17 protein-coding genes are annotated in these 21,421 nt (G+C 60.5%); 12 read left to right on the plus strand and 5 right to left on the minus strand.

Annotated elements, in window-relative coordinates; genetic code table 11:
- The first annotated feature begins 152 nt into the window (after positions 1–152).
- The 10 genes from N018_RS17275 to N018_RS17325 all read left to right on the plus strand — a co-directional run bounded on the left by N018_RS17275 (position 153) and on the right by N018_RS17325 (position 14,024).
- Positions 153–1,112 carry an AAA family ATPase gene (locus N018_RS17275; protein WP_003342804.1) on the plus strand — a complete coding sequence of 320 codons (960 nt, stop codon included), beginning with the start codon at positions 153–155 and terminating at the stop codon, positions 1,110–1,112.
- 4 nt (positions 1,113–1,116) lie between these two features.
- Entirely contained in the window at positions 1,117–2,061 is a 945-nt protein-coding gene (locus N018_RS17280; RefSeq protein WP_024644822.1) for a DUF58 domain-containing protein, read from the plus strand.
- Positions 2,058–2,552 (plus strand): DUF4381 domain-containing protein, encoded by a 495-nt coding sequence (locus tag N018_RS17285; RefSeq protein ID WP_025390319.1) that lies wholly within the window; start codon positions 2,058–2,060, stop codon positions 2,550–2,552. Before N018_RS17280 ends, N018_RS17285 begins: the two co-directional genes overlap by 4 nt.
- Positions 2,545–3,603: a vWA domain-containing protein gene (locus tag N018_RS17290; RefSeq protein WP_025390320.1), complete on the plus strand. Its 1,059-nt coding sequence runs from the start codon at positions 2,545–2,547 to the stop codon at positions 3,601–3,603. Before N018_RS17285 ends, N018_RS17290 begins: the two co-directional genes overlap by 8 nt.
- On the plus strand, positions 3,600–5,318 hold the full coding sequence (locus tag N018_RS17295; protein ID WP_025390321.1) for a vWA domain-containing protein: 1,719 nt from the start codon (positions 3,600–3,602) through the stop codon (positions 5,316–5,318). The genes N018_RS17290 and N018_RS17295 overlap by 4 nt, the downstream gene beginning before the upstream one ends.
- A complete protein-coding gene (locus tag N018_RS17300; RefSeq protein ID WP_025390322.1) occupies positions 5,315–6,973 on the plus strand; it encodes a BatD family protein in 1,659 nt (552 codons plus the stop codon). The genes N018_RS17295 and N018_RS17300 overlap by 4 nt, the downstream gene beginning before the upstream one ends.
- A 42-nt stretch (positions 6,974–7,015) precedes the next feature.
- Entirely contained in the window at positions 7,016–8,260 is a 1,245-nt protein-coding gene (locus tag N018_RS17305; protein WP_024644817.1) for an exonuclease SbcCD subunit D C-terminal domain-containing protein, read from the plus strand.
- Positions 8,257–11,904 carry an SbcC/MukB-like Walker B domain-containing protein gene (locus tag N018_RS17310; protein WP_025390323.1) on the plus strand — a complete coding sequence of 1,216 codons (3,648 nt, stop codon included), beginning with the start codon at positions 8,257–8,259 and terminating at the stop codon, positions 11,902–11,904. Before N018_RS17305 ends, N018_RS17310 begins: the two co-directional genes overlap by 4 nt.
- Positions 11,901–12,509 (plus strand): glutathione S-transferase, encoded by a 609-nt coding sequence (locus tag N018_RS17315; protein WP_024644815.1) that lies wholly within the window; start codon positions 11,901–11,903, stop codon positions 12,507–12,509. The genes N018_RS17310 and N018_RS17315 overlap by 4 nt, the downstream gene beginning before the upstream one ends.
- 357 nt (positions 12,510–12,866) lie before the next feature.
- Positions 12,867–14,024, plus strand: a complete 1,158-nt coding sequence (locus N018_RS17325; protein ID WP_025390325.1) for an MFS transporter — start codon at positions 12,867–12,869, stop codon at positions 14,022–14,024.
- 188 nt (positions 14,025–14,212) lie between these two features.
- Here N018_RS17325 and N018_RS17330 read toward each other — a convergent pair whose 3' ends face one another.
- The 5 genes from N018_RS17330 to N018_RS17350 all read right to left on the minus strand — a co-directional run bounded on the left by N018_RS17330 (position 14,213) and on the right by N018_RS17350 (position 18,616).
- Positions 14,213–14,395, minus strand: coding sequence for a hypothetical protein (locus N018_RS17330; protein ID WP_024644813.1), 183 nt, complete (start codon positions 14,393–14,395; stop codon positions 14,213–14,215).
- 176 nt (positions 14,396–14,571) lie between these two features.
- The gene (locus N018_RS17335; protein WP_024644812.1) at positions 14,572–15,744 is read right to left on the minus strand and encodes a lactonase family protein; all 1,173 of its coding nucleotides are present in this window, start codon (positions 15,742–15,744) and stop codon (positions 14,572–14,574) included.
- Positions 15,745–15,821: 77 nt separating this feature from the next.
- Complete coding sequence (locus N018_RS17340) at positions 15,822–16,106, minus strand: DUF5629 family protein (RefSeq protein ID WP_025390326.1); 285 nt, start codon at positions 16,104–16,106, stop codon at positions 15,822–15,824.
- Positions 16,107–16,243: 137 nt separating this feature from the next.
- On the minus strand, positions 16,244–17,236 hold the full coding sequence (gene araD1 / locus N018_RS17345; RefSeq protein WP_024644810.1) for an AraD1 family protein: 993 nt from the start codon (positions 17,234–17,236) through the stop codon (positions 16,244–16,246).
- A 72-nt stretch (positions 17,237–17,308) separates the two neighbouring features.
- Complete coding sequence (locus N018_RS17350) at positions 17,309–18,616, minus strand: MFS transporter (RefSeq protein ID WP_025390327.1); 1,308 nt, start codon at positions 18,614–18,616, stop codon at positions 17,309–17,311.
- 215 nt (positions 18,617–18,831) lie between these two features.
- Between N018_RS17350 and N018_RS17355 the strand changes: the two genes are divergently transcribed.
- Together N018_RS17355 and N018_RS17360 are read left to right on the plus strand one after the other, a co-directional pair.
- Complete coding sequence (locus N018_RS17355; protein WP_025390328.1) at positions 18,832–20,574, plus strand: IlvD/Edd family dehydratase; 1,743 nt, start codon at positions 18,832–18,834, stop codon at positions 20,572–20,574.
- Between the two features lie 106 nt (positions 20,575–20,680).
- On the plus strand, positions 20,681–21,394 hold the full coding sequence (locus tag N018_RS17360; RefSeq protein WP_024644807.1) for a FadR/GntR family transcriptional regulator: 714 nt from the start codon (positions 20,681–20,683) through the stop codon (positions 21,392–21,394).
- The last annotated feature ends 27 nt before the right edge of the window (positions 21,395–21,421 follow it).

Raw genomic sequence — 21,421 nt, forward strand, 5'->3', positions numbered from 1 at the left:
AGGACAATTCTCTAATAACTGACCTACGCCTCTTTAAATGCAATAAAAAGTGCTCCAGCCGTTAGTCGATACCCGCCTGGATGGATTAAAGTAATGCCCCCAGCTCAGCGGTCACCGGACATAGCTGATTACCCTGCCAGGAAACGTCCCCGATGGAACATCGTGAAGCGCTGATTGCGCTGCGAACATTTCTTTCAACGCAAATCCTTGGCCAGGAAAAGCTGATCGAACGCCTGCTGATCGCTCTGCTCGCCGACGGCCATATGCTGGTCGAAGGTGCGCCCGGTCTGGCCAAGACCAAAGCCATCAAGGAACTCGCCGAAGGCATCGAGGCGCAGTTCCACCGCATCCAGTTCACCCCCGACCTGTTGCCTGCCGACATCACCGGCACCGAAATTTATCGCCCGGAGACCGGCAGCTTCGTGTTCCAGCAAGGGCCGATCTTCCATAACCTGGTGCTGGCTGACGAAATCAATCGAGCGCCGGCCAAGGTCCAGTCGGCGTTGCTCGAAGCCATGGCCGAGCGTCAGGTCAGTGTCGGGCGTAGCACCTACGACCTGTCGCCACTGTTTCTGGTCATGGCGACCCAAAACCCTATCGAACAGGAAGGCACCTACCCGCTGCCCGAAGCCCAGCTCGACCGCTTTCTGATGCACGTCAAGATCGGATTCCCGGACGCTGCCGTCGAACGCAAGATCCTCCAGCAGGCGCGCGGCGAAGCGCTCAACGGCGAAACCAAGCCTGAGCGCCGCGTCAGCCAGCAGGCGATCTTCGCCGCGCGCAAGGAAATCCTTGGCCTGTACATGGCCGACGCGGTCGAGGAGTACCTGGTGCAACTGGTCATGGCCACCCGCACCCCGGCCAAGTTCGACCCGGAACTGGCTGAATGGATTGCCTACGGGGCCAGCCCGCGCGGCTCCATCTCGCTGGACCGCTGCGCCCGCGCCCACGCATGGCTGGCCGGGCGCGACTTTGTCAGCCCCGAGGACATTCAGGCCGTGCTGTTCGATGTACTGCGCCACCGGGTCATCCTGTCGTTCGAGGCCGAAGCCGCCGGGATCGATCAGGACCGCGTGATTCAGCGCATCCTTGACGTCGTGGCCGTCGCCTGACCCCATGCAACCCTTCCTGATCCCCCAGCCGGGTATTCGTGTCAGCCTCAGCGAGCTGATCGAAATGCGTCATCGGGTGCGGGAAGTGCAGCTGTTTTCAACCCCGAGCCGACGCAGCCCGTTGATCGGCCTGCACCATTCCAAACTGCGCGGGCGTGGTGTGGATTTCGATCAGGTTCGGGTCTATCAGGCGGGTGACGATGTACGCAGCATCGACTGGCGTGTCACTGCCCGCACTCAGGAACCGCACACCAAACTGTTCCACGAAGAGCGTGAACGGCCGATTTTCATCCTGGTAGAGCAAAGCCGTCGGCTGTTTTTCGGCTCAGGGCTGATGTTCAAGTCCGTGCTGGCCGCTCAGGCTGCCGCATTGATCGGCTGGGCGGCACTGGAGCACAACGACCGGGTCGGCGGGCTGGTGTTCGGCGACGACGAGCATTACGAAATCAAGCCGCGCCGCAGCAAACAGAGCTTGCTGCAACTGCTCAACCGCCTGGTACGGGTCAATCAGTCACTGCACACCGAAATCCCGGCAGACCGCGATGCCTTTGGTACGGCACTGCGCCGCGCCCGTGAAGTGCTGCGCCCCGGCAGCCTGGTGATCGTGCTGTGCGACGAACGTGCCTTGTCCGATGCTGCCGAGCAACAGCTGAGCCTGTTGTCACGTCACAGTGACCTGCTGTTGCTGCCGATCTCCGATCCGCTGGATCGCGCCCTGCCCGCTGCGGGCCTGCTGCGTTTTGCCGAACGCGACGCGCAACTGGAGCTCGACACCCTCAACCCCGAGTTGCGCAGAGCCTATCGGCAACAGGGCGAAGACCGCTCCGCACGCTGGGAACGGCTGGCGCAGAAACTGCGGGTGTTGCTCATGCCCTTGAGCACCCAGGCCGAGCTGGTTGAGCAACTGCGCGAATACCTGAATCTCCAGCGGCCGGTGAAGCGCAAATGAACCCGCTGGATCAGCTACAGCCGCTGATTGCTCCAGAGGCGGTCGCCTTCTGGCCGCCTGCCCCCGGCTGGTGGCTGCTGTTGCTGTTGGTCCCCCTGGCGGCCTGGGGCCTGTGGCATCTGCGCGTGCTGTTGCCGGTCAAGGCCAGCAAACGCCGCAGCGAACAACCTCTGGACCCGGCGCGTGTCGCTGCCCTGGCCGAGCTTGCCAGCCTGCCCAAACCCTACGATGGCGCACCGGCCGGTGCCTGGCTGCAACAGATCAACGGCCTGCTCAAACGCCTGTGCCGCAATCACTACCCGCACAGCCAGAGCCACACGCTGAATGGCCGGAAATGGCTGGCGTTCCTCGACAATCGATGCCCCGCTGCCGGGCTGACGCGCTGGATGATTCTGGTCGAAGGCGCCTACAAACCCGAGTGCAAGCTGGACGACAAGGCTATCACCGGGCTGACCCAGGCGGTCGACACCTGGATTCGCAAACATGTTTGAATTTGCCTGGCCCTGGGTCTTCATCCTGCTGCCCGTGCCGTGGCTGATGCGGGCGCTGCTGCCGGTCGCCGACAGCGGCGAACCCGCACTCAAGGTCAGTTTCCTCAGTGAGCTCGAAGGGCTGAGCGGCCGCCGCGCCAAGGCCAATCTGCCGATATGGCGACAACGAGCGCCAGTGATCCTGATCTGGCTGTTGCTGCTGATCGCCTGCGCGCGTCCGCAATGGCTGGGCGAGCCGCTGCCAGTGGCGGCCAGTGGTCGTGACCTGCTGGTGGCGGTCGACGTGTCCGGCTCGATGGATTACCCGGACATGCAGTGGAACAACGATGAAGTCAGCCGACTGGTGCTGGTTCAGCACCTGCTCGGCGATTTTCTGGAAGGCCGCAAGGGCGACCGGGTCGGCCTGATCCTGTTCGGCACCCAGGCCTTCCTGCAGGCGCCATTGACTTACGACCGCCGCACAGTGCGGGTCTGGCTCGACGAGGCCAGGATCGGCATCGCGGGCAAGAACACCGCCATTGGCGACGCCATCGGCCTGGCGCTCAAACGCCTGCGCATGCGCCCGGCCAACAGTCGGGTGCTGGTGCTGGTCACCGACGGCGCCAACAACGGCGGGCAGATCGACCCGATCACCGCAGCACGTCTGGCCGCTGAAGAAGGCGTAAAAATATACCCGATTGGCATCGGCGCGGACCCGGATAAAAACGGTCTTCAAAGCGTGCTGGGGCTGAACCCGAGTCTGGATCTCGACGAGCCGACGCTTAAAGACATCGCCAAACTGAGCGGCGGGCAGTACTTCCGTGCACGCGACGGTGCCGAACTGGACAAGATCCGCGCCACCCTGGATGCGCTGGAGCCTGTCGCGCAGCAGCCTACCCAGGCACGTCCGGCGCAGGTGCTTTATCAGTGGCCACTGGCTGCCGCCCTGCTGCTCAGTGTCCTGCTGGTACTGCGCGAGCTGTGGCCGAACAACGCGGTGCAGCGCCTGCTCACGCAATTGCGTGCCATGCGCTGGCGTGAGCGTCTTCAGCGACTCTGGAGGTCACGATGATCACAGCGCTCTGGCCGCACTGGTTCCGCCCGTTGTGGCTACTGATCGTGCCATTGCTGGCCCTGCTGATCTGGCGACTCTGGCACCGGCAGAAACGCGCCGGGCGCTGGCAGATGCTGCTGCCGCCCCACTTTCATGCCGTGCTGCTCAATGGCGGGCGCGGTGGCAACAGCAAGCTGCCGTGGGTCGCTCTCGGTCTGGCCTGGTTGCTGGCAGTGTTTGCGCTGCTCGGCCCCAGCTGGCAGCGCGTCGAACAGATCAGCCAGAAACCGGTCGACCCGCTGGTGGTGATCCTCGAACTCACGCCGCAGATGCTCGCCACTGATACGCCGCCCACACGCCTGGAACAGGCCAGACGCAAGCTGCTGGACCTGTTGCAGAAACGCAGCGACGCACAGACGGCAGTTGTCGTGTATGCGGGCAGCGCACACACCCTGGTACCGCTTTCCGATGATCTGGTCACCAGCCGTAACCTGCTGGAAGCTGTCAGGCCGTCGATCATGCCATTGACCGGCCAACGCGCTGATCTGGCGGTGCACAAGGCATTACACCTGCTCAAACAGGGCGCGCTGGGTCAGGGCCGAATTCTGCTGATCACCTCCTCGCTCAGTGAACAGGAACGTCAGGGCATTCGTGAAGCATTGCGCGGGCAGTCGCCGCCGTTATTGATTCTGGGTGTCGGCAGCGCTGAAGGCGCGCCGGTGACTCAGGAAAACGGCAGCCTGCTCAAGGACGATCAGGGTGCGATTCTGGTGCCACGTCTGGACAGCAGCAGCCTCAGCGACTTTGCTGATCAGGTCGGCGGCAGCTATCGCCAGGCACGCGCCGATGAAGAGGATCTGAAAAGTCTCGGACTGCTCGCGACTCCTCGGCAACTGCGCAACGATGGCCAGATTGTGCAGCTCGATACCTGGGCCGATGAGGGCCACTGGTTCCTGCTGCCACTGCTGCTGATCGCTGCGCTGGGCGGGCGACGTGGCTGGCTGTTGTGCCTGCCATTGCTGCTCATGTTTCCGCAAACCAGCCAGGCCTTTGAGTTTCAGGACCTGTGGCTGCGCCCCGACCAACAGGGCCAGCGTCTGCTGGAACAACACCGACCGGCCGAGGCGGCGCAGCGCTTTGAAGATTCACGCTGGAAAGGCGTCGCGCTTTACGAGGCGGGAGACTATACCAGCGCCGCGCAGCGCTTCGCCGAAGGCAACAGCGCCGCTGACCACTACAATCGTGGCAATGCTCTGGCCCGCAGTGGCGAGCTGGAAGCGGCACTGGATGCCTACGAGCAGGCACTGGATCGTCAGCCCGACTTCCCTGCCGCGCAGAGCAATCGGGAGCTGGTGCAAGGTCTGCTGGATGAGGCCAAGGTTCAGAAGCCCGCGCAGGACGAGCAAAGCAAAGCGGATCAAGGCGAGGAAGGCCAACAAGCATCACAGGACCCGAACAGCAGCGCCTCGCCCGCCGAGCAGAACCCGTCGCGTTCCGATCAGACCGGCACCAGCGAAAGCCTGCCGCCGGACTCCAGCGGGCAGGCCACATCGGCGAATTCGACGGACGATGAACAAACCACTCGCCCGCCGATCCAGCCCGCCGACAGCTCGATCACCGGCGAGCGACGGCAGGAACTGGAACAATGGCTGAGACAGATTCCGGACGATCCGGGCGAGCTGCTGCGGCGCAAGTTCCGCTACGAACAGCAACATCAGGAAAAGACCCGATGAGTCGCGTGTACACCTTATTGACCGGACTGTTGCTGGCTCTGGTTGCCATGTCGTTGCAGGCCGCACAACTGACGGCCAGCGTTGATCGCACACGCCTGAACGCCGGTGAAACCGTCGAACTGACACTGGAAACCGACGACGTCACCCAGTTCGGCAAGCCCGACATGAGCGTTCTGGAGGGCAGCTTCGAGGTACGCGACACACGTCAGCTCAACAGCCTCAAAACACTCGACGGCAACAGTCAGGCCACTACGCGCTGGATCGTCACCCTGCTGCCGCGCGAAACCGGCAGTGTGGTGATCCCGGCCCTGCAACTGGGTGACTTGAAAAGCCAGCCGCTGACCTTGCAGGTCGTGCAGAGCGAAGCCAAAGAGCCAAGCAGCCAACTGGCGCCGATCTTCATTGAGGCGAGCCTGGATCAGGACAGTGTCTATGTTCAGGCGCAGGCTGTGCTGACCTTGCGTGTCTACCATTCGGTGTCGCTGTTCGATGACAGCAGCCTGAGCCCGTTGCAGGTGCCGGAGGCCCGGGTTGAAAAACTGGGCGATCCGCGCACCTATGAAAAGCTGATCAATGGCGTGCGCCATGGTGTGATCGAAACACGTTACGCGATTTATCCGCAGCAGAGCGGCGTGCTGACAATTCCGGCGCAGGTCTTCAGCGCGACACTGGTGCAACCACCTGCGGACAACACGCAGGGACATGATGCCAATCCGTTCGGCCCGCAACCGGGCAAATTGATGCGGGTCAAATCCGCCGAAGTGATGCTGACCGTCAAGCCCAAACCTGCCAACTATCCAGCCGACACGCCGTGGCTGCCCGCGCGCAGTATCAGTCTTGAAGAAAACTGGAGCCCGGAGCCCGGCAGTACCCAGGTCGGCGATTCGCTGACCCGCACCCTGACACTCAAGGCCGAGGGGTTGGCCGGTGCGCAACTGCCGCCGCTACCCGCCACCGAAGTACCAGGTCTGCGGCGTTATCCTGATCAGCCCCAAATGCGTAACCTGCCCAGCGAGCGTGGCCTGATTGGCACGCGCGAAGAGCGCGAAGCGTTGGTGCCAGGTCGCGCCGGAGCAATCGATCTGCCAGCGGTCGAAGTGACCTGGTGGAACACCCGCGAAGATTATCTGGAGCACACCAGCCTGCCTGCGCGTACCTTGCAGATCAACAGCAACCCCGGTCTGGCGGTCGACACCCCGGTGAACAACGACATGAGTGGCGTCACCGTGATCGGTCCGCCGGTCTGGCCATGGCAGGCGAGCACGCTGCTGTTCGCCTGTACCACGCTGCTGGGTTTCGGCTTGTGGTGGCGCGCCCGTGGACAACCGGCAATCGCCCGGACTGTGCAGACCGGGCCAAGCCCCCGAACCGTGCTGGACGACCTCAAGCGTGCGTGCATGGTCAATGACCCGCAAGGCACTCGTCAGGCACTCGATGCCTGGGCCCGTCAGCAGCCGGAAACCCTGGCTGAAATGGCCGCACGCTTTGTGCCGCTGTCCGATGCTCTGGATGGCCTGAACGGCGCACTGTACAGCGAGACCGGCAAGCTGTGGCTTGGCCAGGACCTGTGGCGCGCCGTGCGCAAACTGCCCGCTGCTGAACATATTCAGGACCCGGCAGGCGATGCCGGGTTGCCGCCGCTGTATCCCAAGTGAGGATGCAGCGCAGGTATTCCCTTTTCACGACAAGGTAAATCAATGCGTCTGTTTCACACCTCTGACTGGCACCTGGGTCAGAACCTGCACGGCCAGGAGCGCGACTTCGAACACGCTTGCTTCCTGACCTGGTTGCTGGCCCGACTGGCCGAACGACAGCCTGATGTATTGCTGATCGCGGGCGACATCTTTGACACCGTCAACCCGCCGGTCAAAGCTCAGGAACGCCTGTACGACTTCATCGTCAACGCTCACGAACAGCAGCCGTTGCTGACCATCGTGATGATCGCTGGCAACCATGACTCAGGCTCACGCATCGAACTGCCTGCCCCACTGATGCGCCGTTTGCGCACCCACGCACTGGGCCGAGTGATGTGGCTGAACGATGGCGTACTGGATGTCGAACGCCTGTTGCTGCCGCTGCCCGACGCGCATGGCGACATCAAGGCCTGGTGCCTGGCGCTGCCGTTCCTGCGCCCCGCCGAAGTGACCGGGCCGACCCTCGGCGATGACTACCTGCGCGGCATCGGCCGGGTGCATGAACTGCTGATCGAAGCAGCGAATACCAAGCGCCAGCCGGGTCAGGCCCTGATCGCCATCAGCCACGCACACATGGCCGGCGGCTCGGTCTCGGAAGACTCCGAACGCAGCCTGATCATCGGTAACGCCGAAGCCCTGCCCGCCAGCCTGTTCGGGCCGAGCATCACCTATGTCGCGCTAGGCCATTTGCACAAGCCGCAACGGGTCAATGGCGAGGAGCGCATTCGTTACAGCGGCTCACCGATCCCGTTGTCGTTTTCGGAAATCGGCTACCAGCATCAGATTCTGGAAATCAATTGCGAGGGCGAAACCCTGACCAGCGTCGAGCCCTTTCTGGTCCCTCGCGCCGTCAACCTGCAACGCCTCGGGCCCGCACCACTGGCCGAACTGCTGGTGCAGCTCAAAGCGCTGCCGAATGTCGACCTGCTGGCCGATCCGGATCGTCAGCCCTGGCTGGAAGTGCGTGTGCGTCTTGATGAACCGCAACCGGACCTGCGCAACCAGATCGAAACCGCGCTGCAAGGCAAGGCCGTGCGGCTGGTGCGCATCGGCGCTGAATACGCCGGTAAAGGCAGCGCCGACGGCAGTGACGGCGATGCGGCACTGATCGAACTGGACCAACTCAGCCCACAGGAATTGTTCAGCCGCGCCTGGCTGGACAACTACGGCAGCGAGGTGGACGAACAGACCCTTACGGATTTCGCCACACTGCTGCGTGAAGTCCAGCAGGAGAGCGAACAGTCATGAAGATTCTTGCCATTCGCCTGAAAAACCTCGCCTCGCTGGCCGGCCCGTTCGAACTGGATTTCACCGCTGAGCCGCTGGCCAGTGCCGGGCTGTTCGCCATCACCGGCCCGACCGGCGCGGGCAAAAGCACCTTGCTCGACGCCTTGTGCCTGGCGCTGTTTGGGGCCATCCCACGGCTGAGCAATATCGGCCAGTCCAAAGTGCCGGACATCGACGGCGACATCAGTACCAGCGACCCGCGCACCCTTCTGCGGCGTGGCACCGGCAGCGGTTATGCCGAAGTGGATTTCATCGGCATCGACCAGCGTCGCTATCGTGCGCGCTGGGAGACCAATCGCGCGCGGGACAACGCCAGCAAAAAGCTCCAGGCCAGCCGCCAGACCCTCACCGATCTGGACAGCGAGCAAGTCCTCAGCAATCAGAGCAAGCGTGAATTCGAACAGCTGATCGAGAGCCGTCTGGGCCTGAACTTCGAACAGTTCACCCGGGCCGTGATGCTCGCCCAGAGCGAGTTCAGCGCCTTCCTCAAGGCCGATGACAAGGAACGCAGCGAGCTGCTGGAAAAGCTGACCAACACCGCGATCTACAGCCAGCTCGGTCGGCGCGCCTACAGCAAGAGCAAGGAAGCCGAGGAAGCGCTGAAAACCCTGACCGCGCAGGCCAGCAACATCGTGCCGCTGGCCCCGGAACAACTGGCTGAACTCGAACAACGCTTCGACGATGCCCAGCAGCAGCTCAAGGCCCGTCAGACGCAACAGCGGCAACTGGAGCTCAAGCAGCAATGGCTGCTCGAACTGCATCGCCTGCGTGACGAACACCTCGCGGCTCAGGAAAGCCTGACCCGCGCGCAGCAGACCTGGGACGAGCTGAGCAGTCAGCGCCAGACGCTTGCGCAACTGGAACGTCTGGGCCCGCAGCGTCATCGCTTCGCCCGGCGTGTGACCCTGAGCGCGCAACTCACCCCGCTGGCCGAACAGATCAGCCAGCATCAGCAACAGCAGACGTCGCTGCAGAGCCAACAGCAACAACTGGAAACCCGCCGCACAGAAGCGCAAGCCAGCCTGTTGATGGCCCAACAAACGCACGGCAGCGCGAAACCGCTGCTGCAACAAGCGTTTGACGCGCAGAACACCCTGAATCACCTGGCTCAGGAGCTGGCCAAGGCGGCTGACCTGCATCAGCACACTGGGCAACTGTGCGCTCAGGGCCAGGCCAGCCTGCAAACCTTGCTCGACCAGCAGCAACAGGTTACGCAACGCCTTGAACGCATCGCAGAACAGTTGCAACACAGCAGCGAGCTGGCGCCACTGGCCCAGGCATGGAGCGCATGGCGTGACCGTCTGAAATCACTGACCCTTATCGCCAACCGGCTCAAGCACGGACAGCACGAACTGCCTGCCCTGCAACAACGCGCAAGCGAGGCCGATCAGCAACTGACCGAGCAGCGTAACGCACTGGAATTGCTCTATCGCGAAGCGGACTGCGAAGTCGAGGCGGTGACCGAGCAGTTGCAGATTCTCGGCAGCCTGTTGCAGGACAATCGTAAGCAACAACGCGCATTCGAAGAACTGGCGCGTCTGTGGGCCAGCCAACAGGACGTCGACCGTCAGTTGGCTGATCTGGCACAACAACAGCACAGTGCCCAGCAGCAGCGCGAACAGCTCAACAGTGAAGGCCTCCGGGTTCGTGACGAACTGGCCGTCGCCGAGCAGACCCTTAGCGTCACCCGGCAACTGCTGGAACGTCAGCGTCTGGCGCGCAGTGCCAGCGTTGAAGAACTGCGCGTGCAGTTGCAGGATGACCAGCCCTGCCCGGTCTGCGGCAGCGTCGACCATCCTTGGCACCAGCCGGAAGCGTTGCTGGAAAGCCTCACACAACACGACGACAACGAGCAGGCCAGCGCGCAGAAGGCCGTGGATCTGCTGACCGAGCAGCGCAATCAGTTGCGTGAACAGGTGGGCGGCGTAATCGCCCGGCAGAAAGAACTGCTGCGCCAGCACGAACAGCTCATGCAGCGTCATCAGACCCTGGCGCCGGACTTTGAAGGCCACCCGCTCGCGGCTCAATTGCTGGACCGCGACGCCGCTAAACGCGACGGCTGGTTGAGCCAGCAACTGAGCCAGCTGAACGAAGTCATCGCCCGTGACGAGCAACGCCAAGAGGCCTTGCTGACCCTGCAGAAAGACGCGGCCCGCTTGCAGCAGCAGCTCCAGGCTGCAACGGATGCCAGCCAGGCTGCCGCAGGCCATGTCGCCGAACAGCTCAAGCAACTGGATGCTGATCAGCAACGACTGGAAGAGGAACTGACGGCGTTCACACCGCTGGTTTCGCCGCAGGTGCTGGAAGGCCTGCGCAGCGACGCCTCAGCGACGGTCATGCAACTCGAACAGCAAGTGACTCAGCGGCTTGATCAGTTGAAGCAGCAAAGCGAGGAGCAGCAGGAGCAACACGAACGCCAGCAGAAGATCGAAAAGGAACAGATCGAACAGCAAGCCCGCCTGCAACGCCAGAACGAGCTGGCGCTTGACGTCACCCGTCTCGGCGAACAGCAGCAAGCCCGTCAGCAGACACTGGCCGATCTGCTGGGCGAGCATGCGACTGCCGAACACTGGCAACAGGCGCTGGAAAACGCCATCGAACAGGCCCGACACACCGAAACGTCGGCGGCCCAGGCACTTCAGGGTATTCAAAGCCAGTTGATTCAACTGGCTGCCGAGCTCAAGTCCGGCCAGCAACAGCAGCAAGCCTTGCAGCAGGAAGTGGCGGAACTCGACGCACAGATCAGCGAGTGGCGCGCTCAGCACCCGGAACTGGACGACGCTGCACTTGACGCCCTGCTGACTTACGACGACGCGCACCTCGAGCAACTGCGCCAGCAACTACAGGCTGCGGAAAAAGCGCTTGAGCAGGCCAGCGTATTGCTGCAGGAACGTGACCAGCGCCTGCAACAGCATCAGGCGCAACACAGCGACCTGAGCGACAACCAACAACTGGCGGCCGAGTTGCAGGTGGCGCAGCAACAACTGGCGCAGAGCGAACAACATTGCGCCGATCTGCGTGCCGAACTCAGTGAAGATCAGCGCCGTCGCAATGCCAACAGCGAGCTTCAAGCTCGCATCACTGACGCCAACAGCGAGTACCTGCGCTGGGCGAGACTGGCAGCACTGATCGGCTCGGCCGAGGGCGACCGGTTTCGCAAGATCGCTCAGGCTTATAACCTCGACCTGCTGGTCCATCACGCCAACGCACAACTCAGGCAACTGGTGCGGCGCTACCGCCTGAAACGCGGCGGCAGCGTGCTCGGACTGCTGGTGATGGATACCGAAATGGGCGACGAACTGCGTTCGGTGCATTCGCTGTCGGGCGGCGAAACCTTTCTCGTCTCGCTGGCCTTGGCACTTGGCCTGGCGTCGATGGCCTCCAGCACCTTGCGCATCGAATCGCTGTTCATCGACGAAGGCTTCGGCAGCCTTGACCCGGAATCGCTGCAATTGGCGATGGACGCACTGGACGGCTTGCAGGCCCAGGGCCGCAAGGTCGGCGTGATCTCCCACGTACAGGAAATGCACGAACGGATTCCAGTGCAGATCAGAGTGCGTCGTCAGGGCAACGGGTTGAGTACGATTGAGGTGGGCAGCACATGACGCCGGTGCTGTACTCATTCCGCCGTTGCCCCTATGCCATGCGTGCACGCATGGCATTGCATTACGCAGGCTGCACGGTGGATATCCACGAAGTCAGCCTGAAAGCCAAGCCCGCCGAGATGCTCGCGCGGTCTCCCAAGGGCACCGTCCCGGTTCTGGTGCTTGAAGACAGGGTGATCGAGCAGAGCCTGGAGATCATGCACTGGGCACTTGCCCAGCATGACCCTGATGACTGGCTACTGGCGAATGATCCCCAAGAGGCAACGCAAATTGCTGCGCTGATCACAGAGAATGACGAGGTCTTCAAGCTGCATCTGGACCGCTACAAATATTCGGTGCGCTACCCCGAACACTCACCGCAACATTATCGCGAGCAGGGCGAAGAGTTCCTGAAAGCCCTGGAAAACCGACTGCAATCGCAAAGGTTTCTGGCCGGCGAACACCTGACGCTGGCCGACATCGCCATCGCCCCTTTCATACGGCAATTTTGCTTTGTTGATAAGGAGTGGTTCGAGCAAAGCCCGTACCCTGCCCTGCGCGCCTGGTTGCAGCGGTTATTGCAGTCTGAGTTATTTGCAGCTGTGATGAGCATCAAGGCGTCATGAGAAAGACAACTTATTAAGTCATGCATTACCGATAACGGCATGAGATGCAAATGAACATCCGCGTAACCCACTCAACTCCATGTACATTCCCCTGTTTGGCAACAGCAATTATATTAACTACCTTATTGAGTGCGATAAACACGAGTCCTGCACAGTATTGACCAACACCGACCTGCACATTGTTGAAAAAGATTACGCCCCTTATGGCGGACAGGGTGTCGCGGCCTCGTGTCTTTATGCGAACGGCATGCGCATTGCCAAACCGATCTTACCGCAGCGTGATATTCACGGACATCTGTTGCGCACTCACACCACTAACGTGGCTTTCAATGGCCCAGTCAGTCCGAGGCATGATTGATGAACAGAGTACTGTTGGCGGCGCTTATCCTCGGCGTCTCCATTGTAGGCTTGAGCATTGGTGCGACCGTGCCCGTGGTGGCGTTGCGTCTTTACGAGGCAAGCGCGTCAAATGTCCACATAGGCATCATGTCCGCGCTTCCGGCGGCGGGGATGATGATGTCTGCATTTATTGTGGAATGGCTCTGCAAGCACTTCAGCCGCCGTCATATCTATCTGTATTGCTTCAGCCTGTCGACACTGAGTATTGCCGCACTGGAAGTGCTTCCCTCATCGCTGGCAATTCTGGCAGTCGCCAGACTGACGATGGGGCTGGCAGCGGGGACCATCATTATTCTGGGAGAATCGTGGGTCAATGAAATTGCCATGGACGCGTACCGGGGGAGGATTGTCGCGATCTACACGACATGCTTCACGGTCTTCCAGTTGCTTGGGCCTGCGATGGTTTCAGTGTTTGGTACTGCCGGAGCGCAGGTGAACGGCGTAGTCGTCGCAGGACACTGTGTGGCGCTGGCGGTTATCTGGTTCATCCTGCCCAGGCACATGACCGTGCCGGATGACAGTAAAGACAAAACATTCTCGGTACTCGGCTTTATTCAAGTCGCACCCGCATTGTGCATGGGGATCATTTTCTTCTCGTTTTTCGATAGCGTCATTCTGTCGATGTTTCCGGTTTATGCTGCTGATCATGGCTATACCATCAAACTCGCGGCATTGATGGTGACCGTTATCCTGCTGGGAGACGCGATGTTTCAGTTTCCGCTGGGCTGGCTATCGGACAAAGTTTCAAGGCCTGCGGTTTATCTTGGATGTGGCGTGCTGTCTCTGACCATCGGAATGAGCATGTCCTGGCTGATGAATTACCCTTTGCTCATATGGCCATGCCTGGCAGTGCTGGGTGCAGTGGCAGGCGGTGTTTATACCGTAGCCATCATTCTGATCGGCGAGAAGTTCACAGGCCGAGATCTGATCACTGCCAACGCAAGTGCCGGTTTCCTGTGGGGAGTTGGCAGTTTGCTCGGCCCCTTGATCAGCGGAGTAGCAATGACCGGTAACGCAAATGGATTGCCACTGACGCTGTCGGCAGCAGCATTGCTGTTCGTCGTCTTTGCGTTGCAGTTGCTGAGGAAAACCGCTGGGGTCAAGGCACTGCAATAAGTGTAAGTCCAACGGGGTCTGACACTCACTGAAGCAATGCACCTGACTCACAATGAACTGTGCCGCCGCCGTCAGTGCTTTCGCGAACAGGCTCGCCTGGCAGTCTTTGCAGGGTCTGCCGCGCAGTGGGCAGTGGTCGCAGGACCTGTGTGGGCGAACATGCTCGCGAAAGCGTGACGACTAATGAATCACTGGGCGGTTTTGTGATCCAGCGCCGCGTAGAAGTTGGCGCTCTGTTGCAGGTATTTCGTGGTGTAGGTCTGGGTGGCATGAGCTTTCTTGTCGTTCACTTCCACACTGGCGCTGGCCGGTAGCGCGACGCTTGCCGAAATAGCTGATGCAGCGATGATGGAGAAAAGATTGAAGTTCATGTCGGTCACCCCTCATTGTTGGTCTGTACGTTGATTTGAAATCCTGGCCGTCTTGGCCGTGACTCAAACGTACGCCCGAGGGGGCTTCAGCAGAAATCTTTTGTAGCACTAACCCATATCATCAAGAATGATAACGGCTCCAGCCCATGCCTGTGGCGGGCTGAAGCCGTTGCAGCTTACTTGTCAGTCAAAAAGCGCAGATAAGAAGGTGCACCCACATCCAGTTTCTGCACCGTGTCGCCGATCATCCCGCTGTGCGGATCACGACGCACAGTCACGATCTGATCGCTCTTCTGATTGGCAAACAGCATGAACTTGCCGGTTGGGTCAAAGGCGAACTCGCGAGGCTCTTTGCCTTCAAGGGAACGACGCTGAATTTCTTCAAGCTTGCCGCTGGCCTGATCGATCCGGAACACCACGACCTGATTCGCGTCGCCCCGATTAGTCACATACAGAAACTTGCCATCCGGTGAGGTGTGCAACGCGCCACCGCCGTTTTTCTGCTCCACACCCTTGTTCTTCATATCGACCAGTTGGGTCTGCTTGAAGCTGCCGTCATGGTAGTCAAACACTACGACCTGAGCGGTCATTTCCAGCACCAGCCAGGCATGCTTGCCATCGCCACTGAACAAGGTATGACGTGGCCCGCTACCGCCTGGCAACTGCACAGTCGGCTCCTTGGCTGGCTGCAATGGCTTGGGCTGGCTCGCGTCGTAGCGATACACGAACAGTTTGTCGGCGCCCAGATCAGCAGTCACTACGTACTTGTCATCCGGGGTCGGCACGGCCAGATGCACATGGGACGACATCTGCCGCTCGGGGTTGACCTTGCTTCCGGGACCCAGCGGCAGAACCTGAACGGCTTCGCTCAGCTTGCCATCCTTGCCCACCGGCAACACTGTCAGCGCGCCACCCGGATCAGGGTTTACTGCGTAGTTGGCAACGAACAGATAGCGACCGTCGTAGCTCAGACTGGAGTGCGTAGGTTCTTCACCACGGCTCTGAACCTGGTTTACAGGCGTGATCTGACGGGTTTTCGGGTCAATTGCAAAGCTGCTGACTTTACCGACTACGTCTTTCTGACCCGGTCCATTCTCATTGACCGCGAACAGATAACGCTGGTCCCTGGATAACGTCAGCCAGGACGGGTTTTCGGTTTTGATGACCTGTAGCGGCTTGGCATCGATCATTCCGGTTTCGCTGTTGAAGGCAAACCGGTAGATCCCTTCACTCTTGCCTTGCGTGTAGGAACCCATTAGCAATTCAGTATCGGGCATGGGTTGGGCCTGCAGGGTAAACGCGCTCATGGCACTGGCAATCGCCAGCAATGGCAGAAATTTATGGGGCATGGGGCATCCCTTTTGTTGAGGTTATTGATGCCTGTCAGGGCACAGTCAGGTCTATGACAGCACCAGCCCGCATTTAATCAATCCTCCGCGGAATCATCTTCATCCGAGGGGGTAAAGGCGTCCAGGCAGATGATCCGGTGATCGGCATTACCATCGTTGATCACCCAGCTTTGCAGGGATTGATCGAAGATCGCAGCGTCGACTTGCGCCTTGGTGAAGCGCCATACCTTGCGCTCGCGGCCGTCCATGCATTCGATGTTCAGTTCATCGCCCAGAGAGAAGTCCCAGGCGTGCAGACCGTCGATTTCCAGCATGGTGGTGGCTTCGAGGGCGGCGAGCAATGTGGTTGGCGAAGTAGTCATGAGGGTTATCCGGCCTGTAAAAGCGCGAATGATAGGGCAAAAGACAGGCTTAAACACACTGATGATCGTCGTACTATCGGGTAAAGAGCGTTCAGAACGACATGCCAACGCGAGCGCTGGCACGATCACCGTTCACCTCACAACCTGCCAATCCCACCTGGCTGGAACACTGCTTCGCTTGGGGCGAGGCCGTTGACCAGTGGCTGGCCGAATTCGGCCTGGCTGACTTCGAAGCGATCACCCGGCTGAGTGCGCACGCCATCGGCAAACGACAGGGTCGCGGTGCCGAAGAAATGCACATGCACGTCACCCGGCCTGAGGAACTGGGCGTACTTGAAGTGGTGGTACTCAAGGTTTTCCAGGCTGTGGCACATATTGGCCTCGCCGCTGAGGAACTCCTTCTCCCACAGCACCTCGCCGTCCCGCCAGATGCGGCTGGTGCCTGACAGGCTTTGCGGCAAATCGCCTACGCGCAGCTCCGGCCCGAACGAGCAGGCACGTAGTTTAGAGTGCGCCAGATACAGGTAATTGCGACGCTCCATGACGTGGTCGGAGTACTCGTTACCGATGGCAAAACCCAGGCGATAGGGCTTGCGATCATGCCCGATCACATACAGCCCGCTCAGCTCAGGCTCTTCCCCGCCATCTTCGGCGAATGGCGGCAACGAGAAAGAATGCCCTGGACGCACGACGATGCTGCCATCGCCTTTATAGAACCACTCTGGCTGCACACCCGCCTGCCCCGCCGCTGGCTTGCCACCTTCAACGCCCCACTTGAAGATGCGCATGGTATCGGTCATCGACGCTTCGTCGCCGGACTGCTGGTGCATCTTGTCCCGCGCAGACGCGCTGCCCAGGTGAGTCAGCCCGGTGCCACTGACCAGCAAGTGCGCCGGATCAGGATGATCGAGCGGCGGCAGGATTCGCAGTTCCTTAAGCAGCTGCGAATAGTCATGTGTTTCGCCAACGCCACGCTGCTCGACCTGTTGCGCCAGAGCAGAACCGGCTTCGATAGCCGCCAGCGCCAGCTCGCGAACACTTTCGACACCCTGGACTTCACGCACCTGATCACCGTCAACCAACCCCACCCGGCGCTGACCGTCGCTCAATTCAAACTGTACTAACCGCATGAAATTCTCCTTACACACTCATTGAAAACGCCAGGGTCGGCTTCTTCTTGCCGCTTGTAGCTGACACCTGCTTCACCTGGCACTCGCCGCGAACTCGTCCACCGGCAACACGTGCTTGCGTTCCAGCACGTGGTAAACGATGCCGGTGAGCACCAGCCCGAATACCATGACGCCGGACAGGAAATACAGGCCCGACGCCAGGCTGCCGGTCATTTCCTTCAATGCACCGATCACGAACGGCCCGATGTAACCGCCCAGATTGCCGACCGAATTGATCAGCGCAATACCCGCCGCTGCGCTGGCACCGGCGAAGAAGCGTCCCGGCAGGGTCCAGAACACCGCCGTACAGGAAAACAATGCGAAGGCCACGACACACAGTGCAGCCAGTTGCGCCACCGGCAGGGTCAACCAGGCACTGCAGAACAGCCCGATGGCACCCAGCACGTAAAGCACGGCGAGATGTCCGTAACGGTCATTGAGGCGGTCGGAGCTGCGCGGCACGATCAGCAGGCCGATGATGCCGAAGATGTAAGGCACCGAAGACACGAAACCGGTGGTCAGGTCACTGCCACCGAACTGTTTGATCAGCGTCGGCAACCACAGGCCCAGACCGTAAATACTCAAGGTCACCGGCAGGTAGAACAGCGCCAGCAACAGCACGCGTTTGTCTTTCAGGGCATGCAATGGATTGCCGTGTCGGGTCTGGCCGTATGCTTCCAGGTCTTTTTTCAGCTCTCCGGTCAGCCAGTCCTTCTCGGCCTGATCCATCCAGGCGACCTGTTGCGGACCATCCGGCAACCAGCGCAGCACTGGCCAGGTGAGCAGGATCGCCGGGGTGCCGATGACGATGAACAACCACTGCCAGCCATGCAGGCCGAGCACGCCGTCAATGCCCAGCAAGCCGCCGGAAACAGGCCCGGTGATCATCATGGCGATGGGTTGCGAGAGGATAAACAGGCCAAGGATCTTGCCGCGATGGCGAACCGGAAACCATTGGGTAATGTAGTACAGCACGCCGGGAAAGAAGCCCGCTTCGGCTGCGCCGAGCAGAAAACGCATCACATAGAAGCTGTGCGGCCCCTGCACGAAGGCCATGCCGATGGTGATCGCGCCCCAGGTGACCATGATCCGCGCGAACCAGCGACGTGCGCCGAAGCGCTCGAGCATCAGGTTGCTGGGGATCTCCAGCAGGAAATAACCAATGAAGAACAGCCCGGCACCCAGCCCGTAGGCAGCATCGCCGATACCGATGTCCGCACCCATGTGCAGCTTGGCGAAGCCTACGGCAGAGCGGTCCACATAAGCGATCAGGTACAGCAGGATAAGGAAAGGAATCAGTTTGAACGTGATGCGGCGTATAAGCCGCAGTTCCTGGCTCATGTCGGCGGTCTCCCATTGTTTTTGTTATGGAACCTGCGGGGACCGCCTCTGTGCCTGGGGGCTGAATAACACTGCCAAATGCGCCAGGATGATCCCTCGTCTAAAATTGACTATATAGTAATACTATTTGATCTGCCAACTCTTCCAATGCGGGTTTTTTAGGCTTACCTTACCCAGCAGTATCGCCATTAAGTCTTACAATAAGAGAGCCGATCATGTCTGACTCCGATAAAAAACCGACCCTCCGTTCTGCCCAGTGGTTTGGCACCGCCGACAAGAATGGCTTCATGTACCGCAGTTGGATGAAGAATCAGGGCATTGCCGACCACCAGTTTCAGGGCAAGCCGATTATCGGCATCTGCAATACCTGGTCGGAGCTGACCCCCTGCAACGCGCATTTCCGGCAGATAGCCGAACACGTCAAACGCGGCGTGATCGAAGCGGGTGGCTGGCCGGTCGAGTTTCCGGTGTTCTCCAACGGTGAATCCAACCTGCGGCCCACGGCCATGTTTACCCGCAATCTGGCGAGCATGGACGTGGAAGAAGCGATTCGCGGCAACCCGATCGATGGCGTTGTGCTGCTGACCGGTTGCGACAAAACCACCCCCGCCCTGTTGATGGGCGCTGCCAGTTGCGACATTCCCGCCATCGTGGTGACGGGCGGACCGATGCTCAACGGCAAGCATGAAGGCAAGGACATCGGTGCTGGCACCATCGTCTGGCAGATGCACGAATCCTACAAAGCCGGGACCATCAGCCTGGACGAATTCCTGTCCGCGGAAGCCGGAATGTCACGCTCGGCAGGCACCTGTAACACCATGGGCACGGCCTCGACCATGGCCTGCATGGCCGAAGCGCTGGGTACTTCGTTGCCGCACAACGCGGCCATTCCTGCGGTGGACTCGCGGCGCTACGTGCTGGCGCATATGTCCGGCATGCGTGCTGTCGACATGGTCCGCGAAGACCTGCGCCTGTCGAAGATTCTCACCAAGGCGGCGTTTGAAAATGCCATCCGGGTCAACGCCGCCATCGGCGGTTCGACCAACGCCGTAATTCACCTGAAAGCCATCGCCGGACGTATTGGCGTCGATCTCGACCTGGACGACTGGACGCGTATGGGCCGGGGCATGCCGACCATCGTCGACCTGCAACCTTCCGGACGCTTCCTGATGGAGGAGTTTTATTACGCCGGTGGCCTGCCCGCCGTGCTGAGGCGCATGAACGAAGCTGGATTGCTACCCAATCCGGATGCATTGACGGTCAACGGCAAGAGCATCGGCGAGAACACCTGCAATTCACCGATCTATGGCGAAGATCAGGTGATCCGCGCACTGGACAATCCGATTCGCGCCGACGGCGGCATCTGTGTGCTGCGTGGCAACCTTGCGCCGCTTGGCGCGGTGCTCAAGCCTTCGGCCGCCACACCGGCACTGATGCAGCATCGTGGCCGTGCGGTGGTGTTCGAGAATTTCGAGATGTACAAGTCGCGAATCAACGATCCGGACCTGGAAATCGATGCAAGCTCGGTGATGGTCCTCAAGAACTGTGGCCCCAAGGGTTATCCGGGCATGGCCGAAGTTGGCAACATGGGCCTGCCTGCCAAACTGCTGGCTCAGGGCGTTACTGACATGGTGCGTATTTCCGACGCACGCATGAGCGGCACGGCCTATGGCACGGTAGTGTTGCACGTCGCGCCGGAAGCGGCAGCCGGTGGGCCTCTCGCCGTGGTCAAGGAAGGCGACTGGATCGAGCTCGACTGCGCCAGCGGGCGTTTGCATCTGGATATACCGGAAGCTGAACTGGCCGCACGCCTTGCAGAATGGCAAGCCCCACCACAGCTGCTGCTCGGCGGTTATCGCCAACTGTATATCGACAAAGTCATGCAAGCCGATCAGGGCTGCGACTTCGACTTTCTGGTCGGTTGCAGAGGTTCCGAAGTACCCCGCCACTCGCACTAGTTACTTGCACTAAAAGAAGCGGCGGTCCCCTGTTTTGGCGACCGCCGTTAGTGTTACGCGATGGTATGATGCCCCGCAATTACCGCCAGGATCGACCAGCGTTCCCATGGATTATCGAAAGCCATCCGACCGAAAAAGCATGCATGCCCGCATCGTCCAGGAACTGGGCATGCAGATTGTATCCGGCCGTTTCAAGCCTGACGAAAAGCTGCCTGCCGAGGCGCTGCTCTGCGAAGAATACGCCGTCAGCCGGCCGGTCCTGCGTGAAGCCACGCGGGTTTTGGTGGCCAAAGGGCTGGTCTACTCAAGGCCGCGTGTCGGCACGGTGGTCAAGGCGCGCCGCGAATGGCACCTGCTGGACCCGGATGTGCTGCATTGGGTGATGCAAAGCTCGCCGCAGAACGAATTCTTCCACCTGCTGACCAGCGTGCGTGCGGTGATCGAACCCGCCGTGGCGGCATTGGCTGCGCAATACGCCACCGAGGAAGAGATCGAATCGATTCACGAAGCCTACCTGCGTATGGAAGCGGCCCCGACCCCGGAAGACCTGCTGCAACCCGATCTCGACTTCCACAGCCGCATCGCCGACGCCACTCACAACGACCTGCTGGCCCACCTGTGCAACATGCTGTCACTGGCCTTGCGCGAAGCGCTCAAATACTCCAACAAACGCCCCAACCTGCACGAATTGGCCATGCCGCGCCACAAAGCCATCCTCACCGCCATCCAGAACCGCGACGCCCTCGGCGCACGCCATGCTTCGCTGGTGCAACTGGATGATGCGCGCAATGCGCTGAGTGTGGTGTTGGGTGGCGCGTAGGTAACCCAAGAGTTTTTCTCGTTCCGC

The organism is Pseudomonas syringae CC1557, from assembly GCF_000452705.1.
In the GTDB taxonomy this organism is placed as follows: Bacteria; Pseudomonadota; Gammaproteobacteria; order Pseudomonadales; family Pseudomonadaceae; genus Aquipseudomonas; species Aquipseudomonas syringae_F.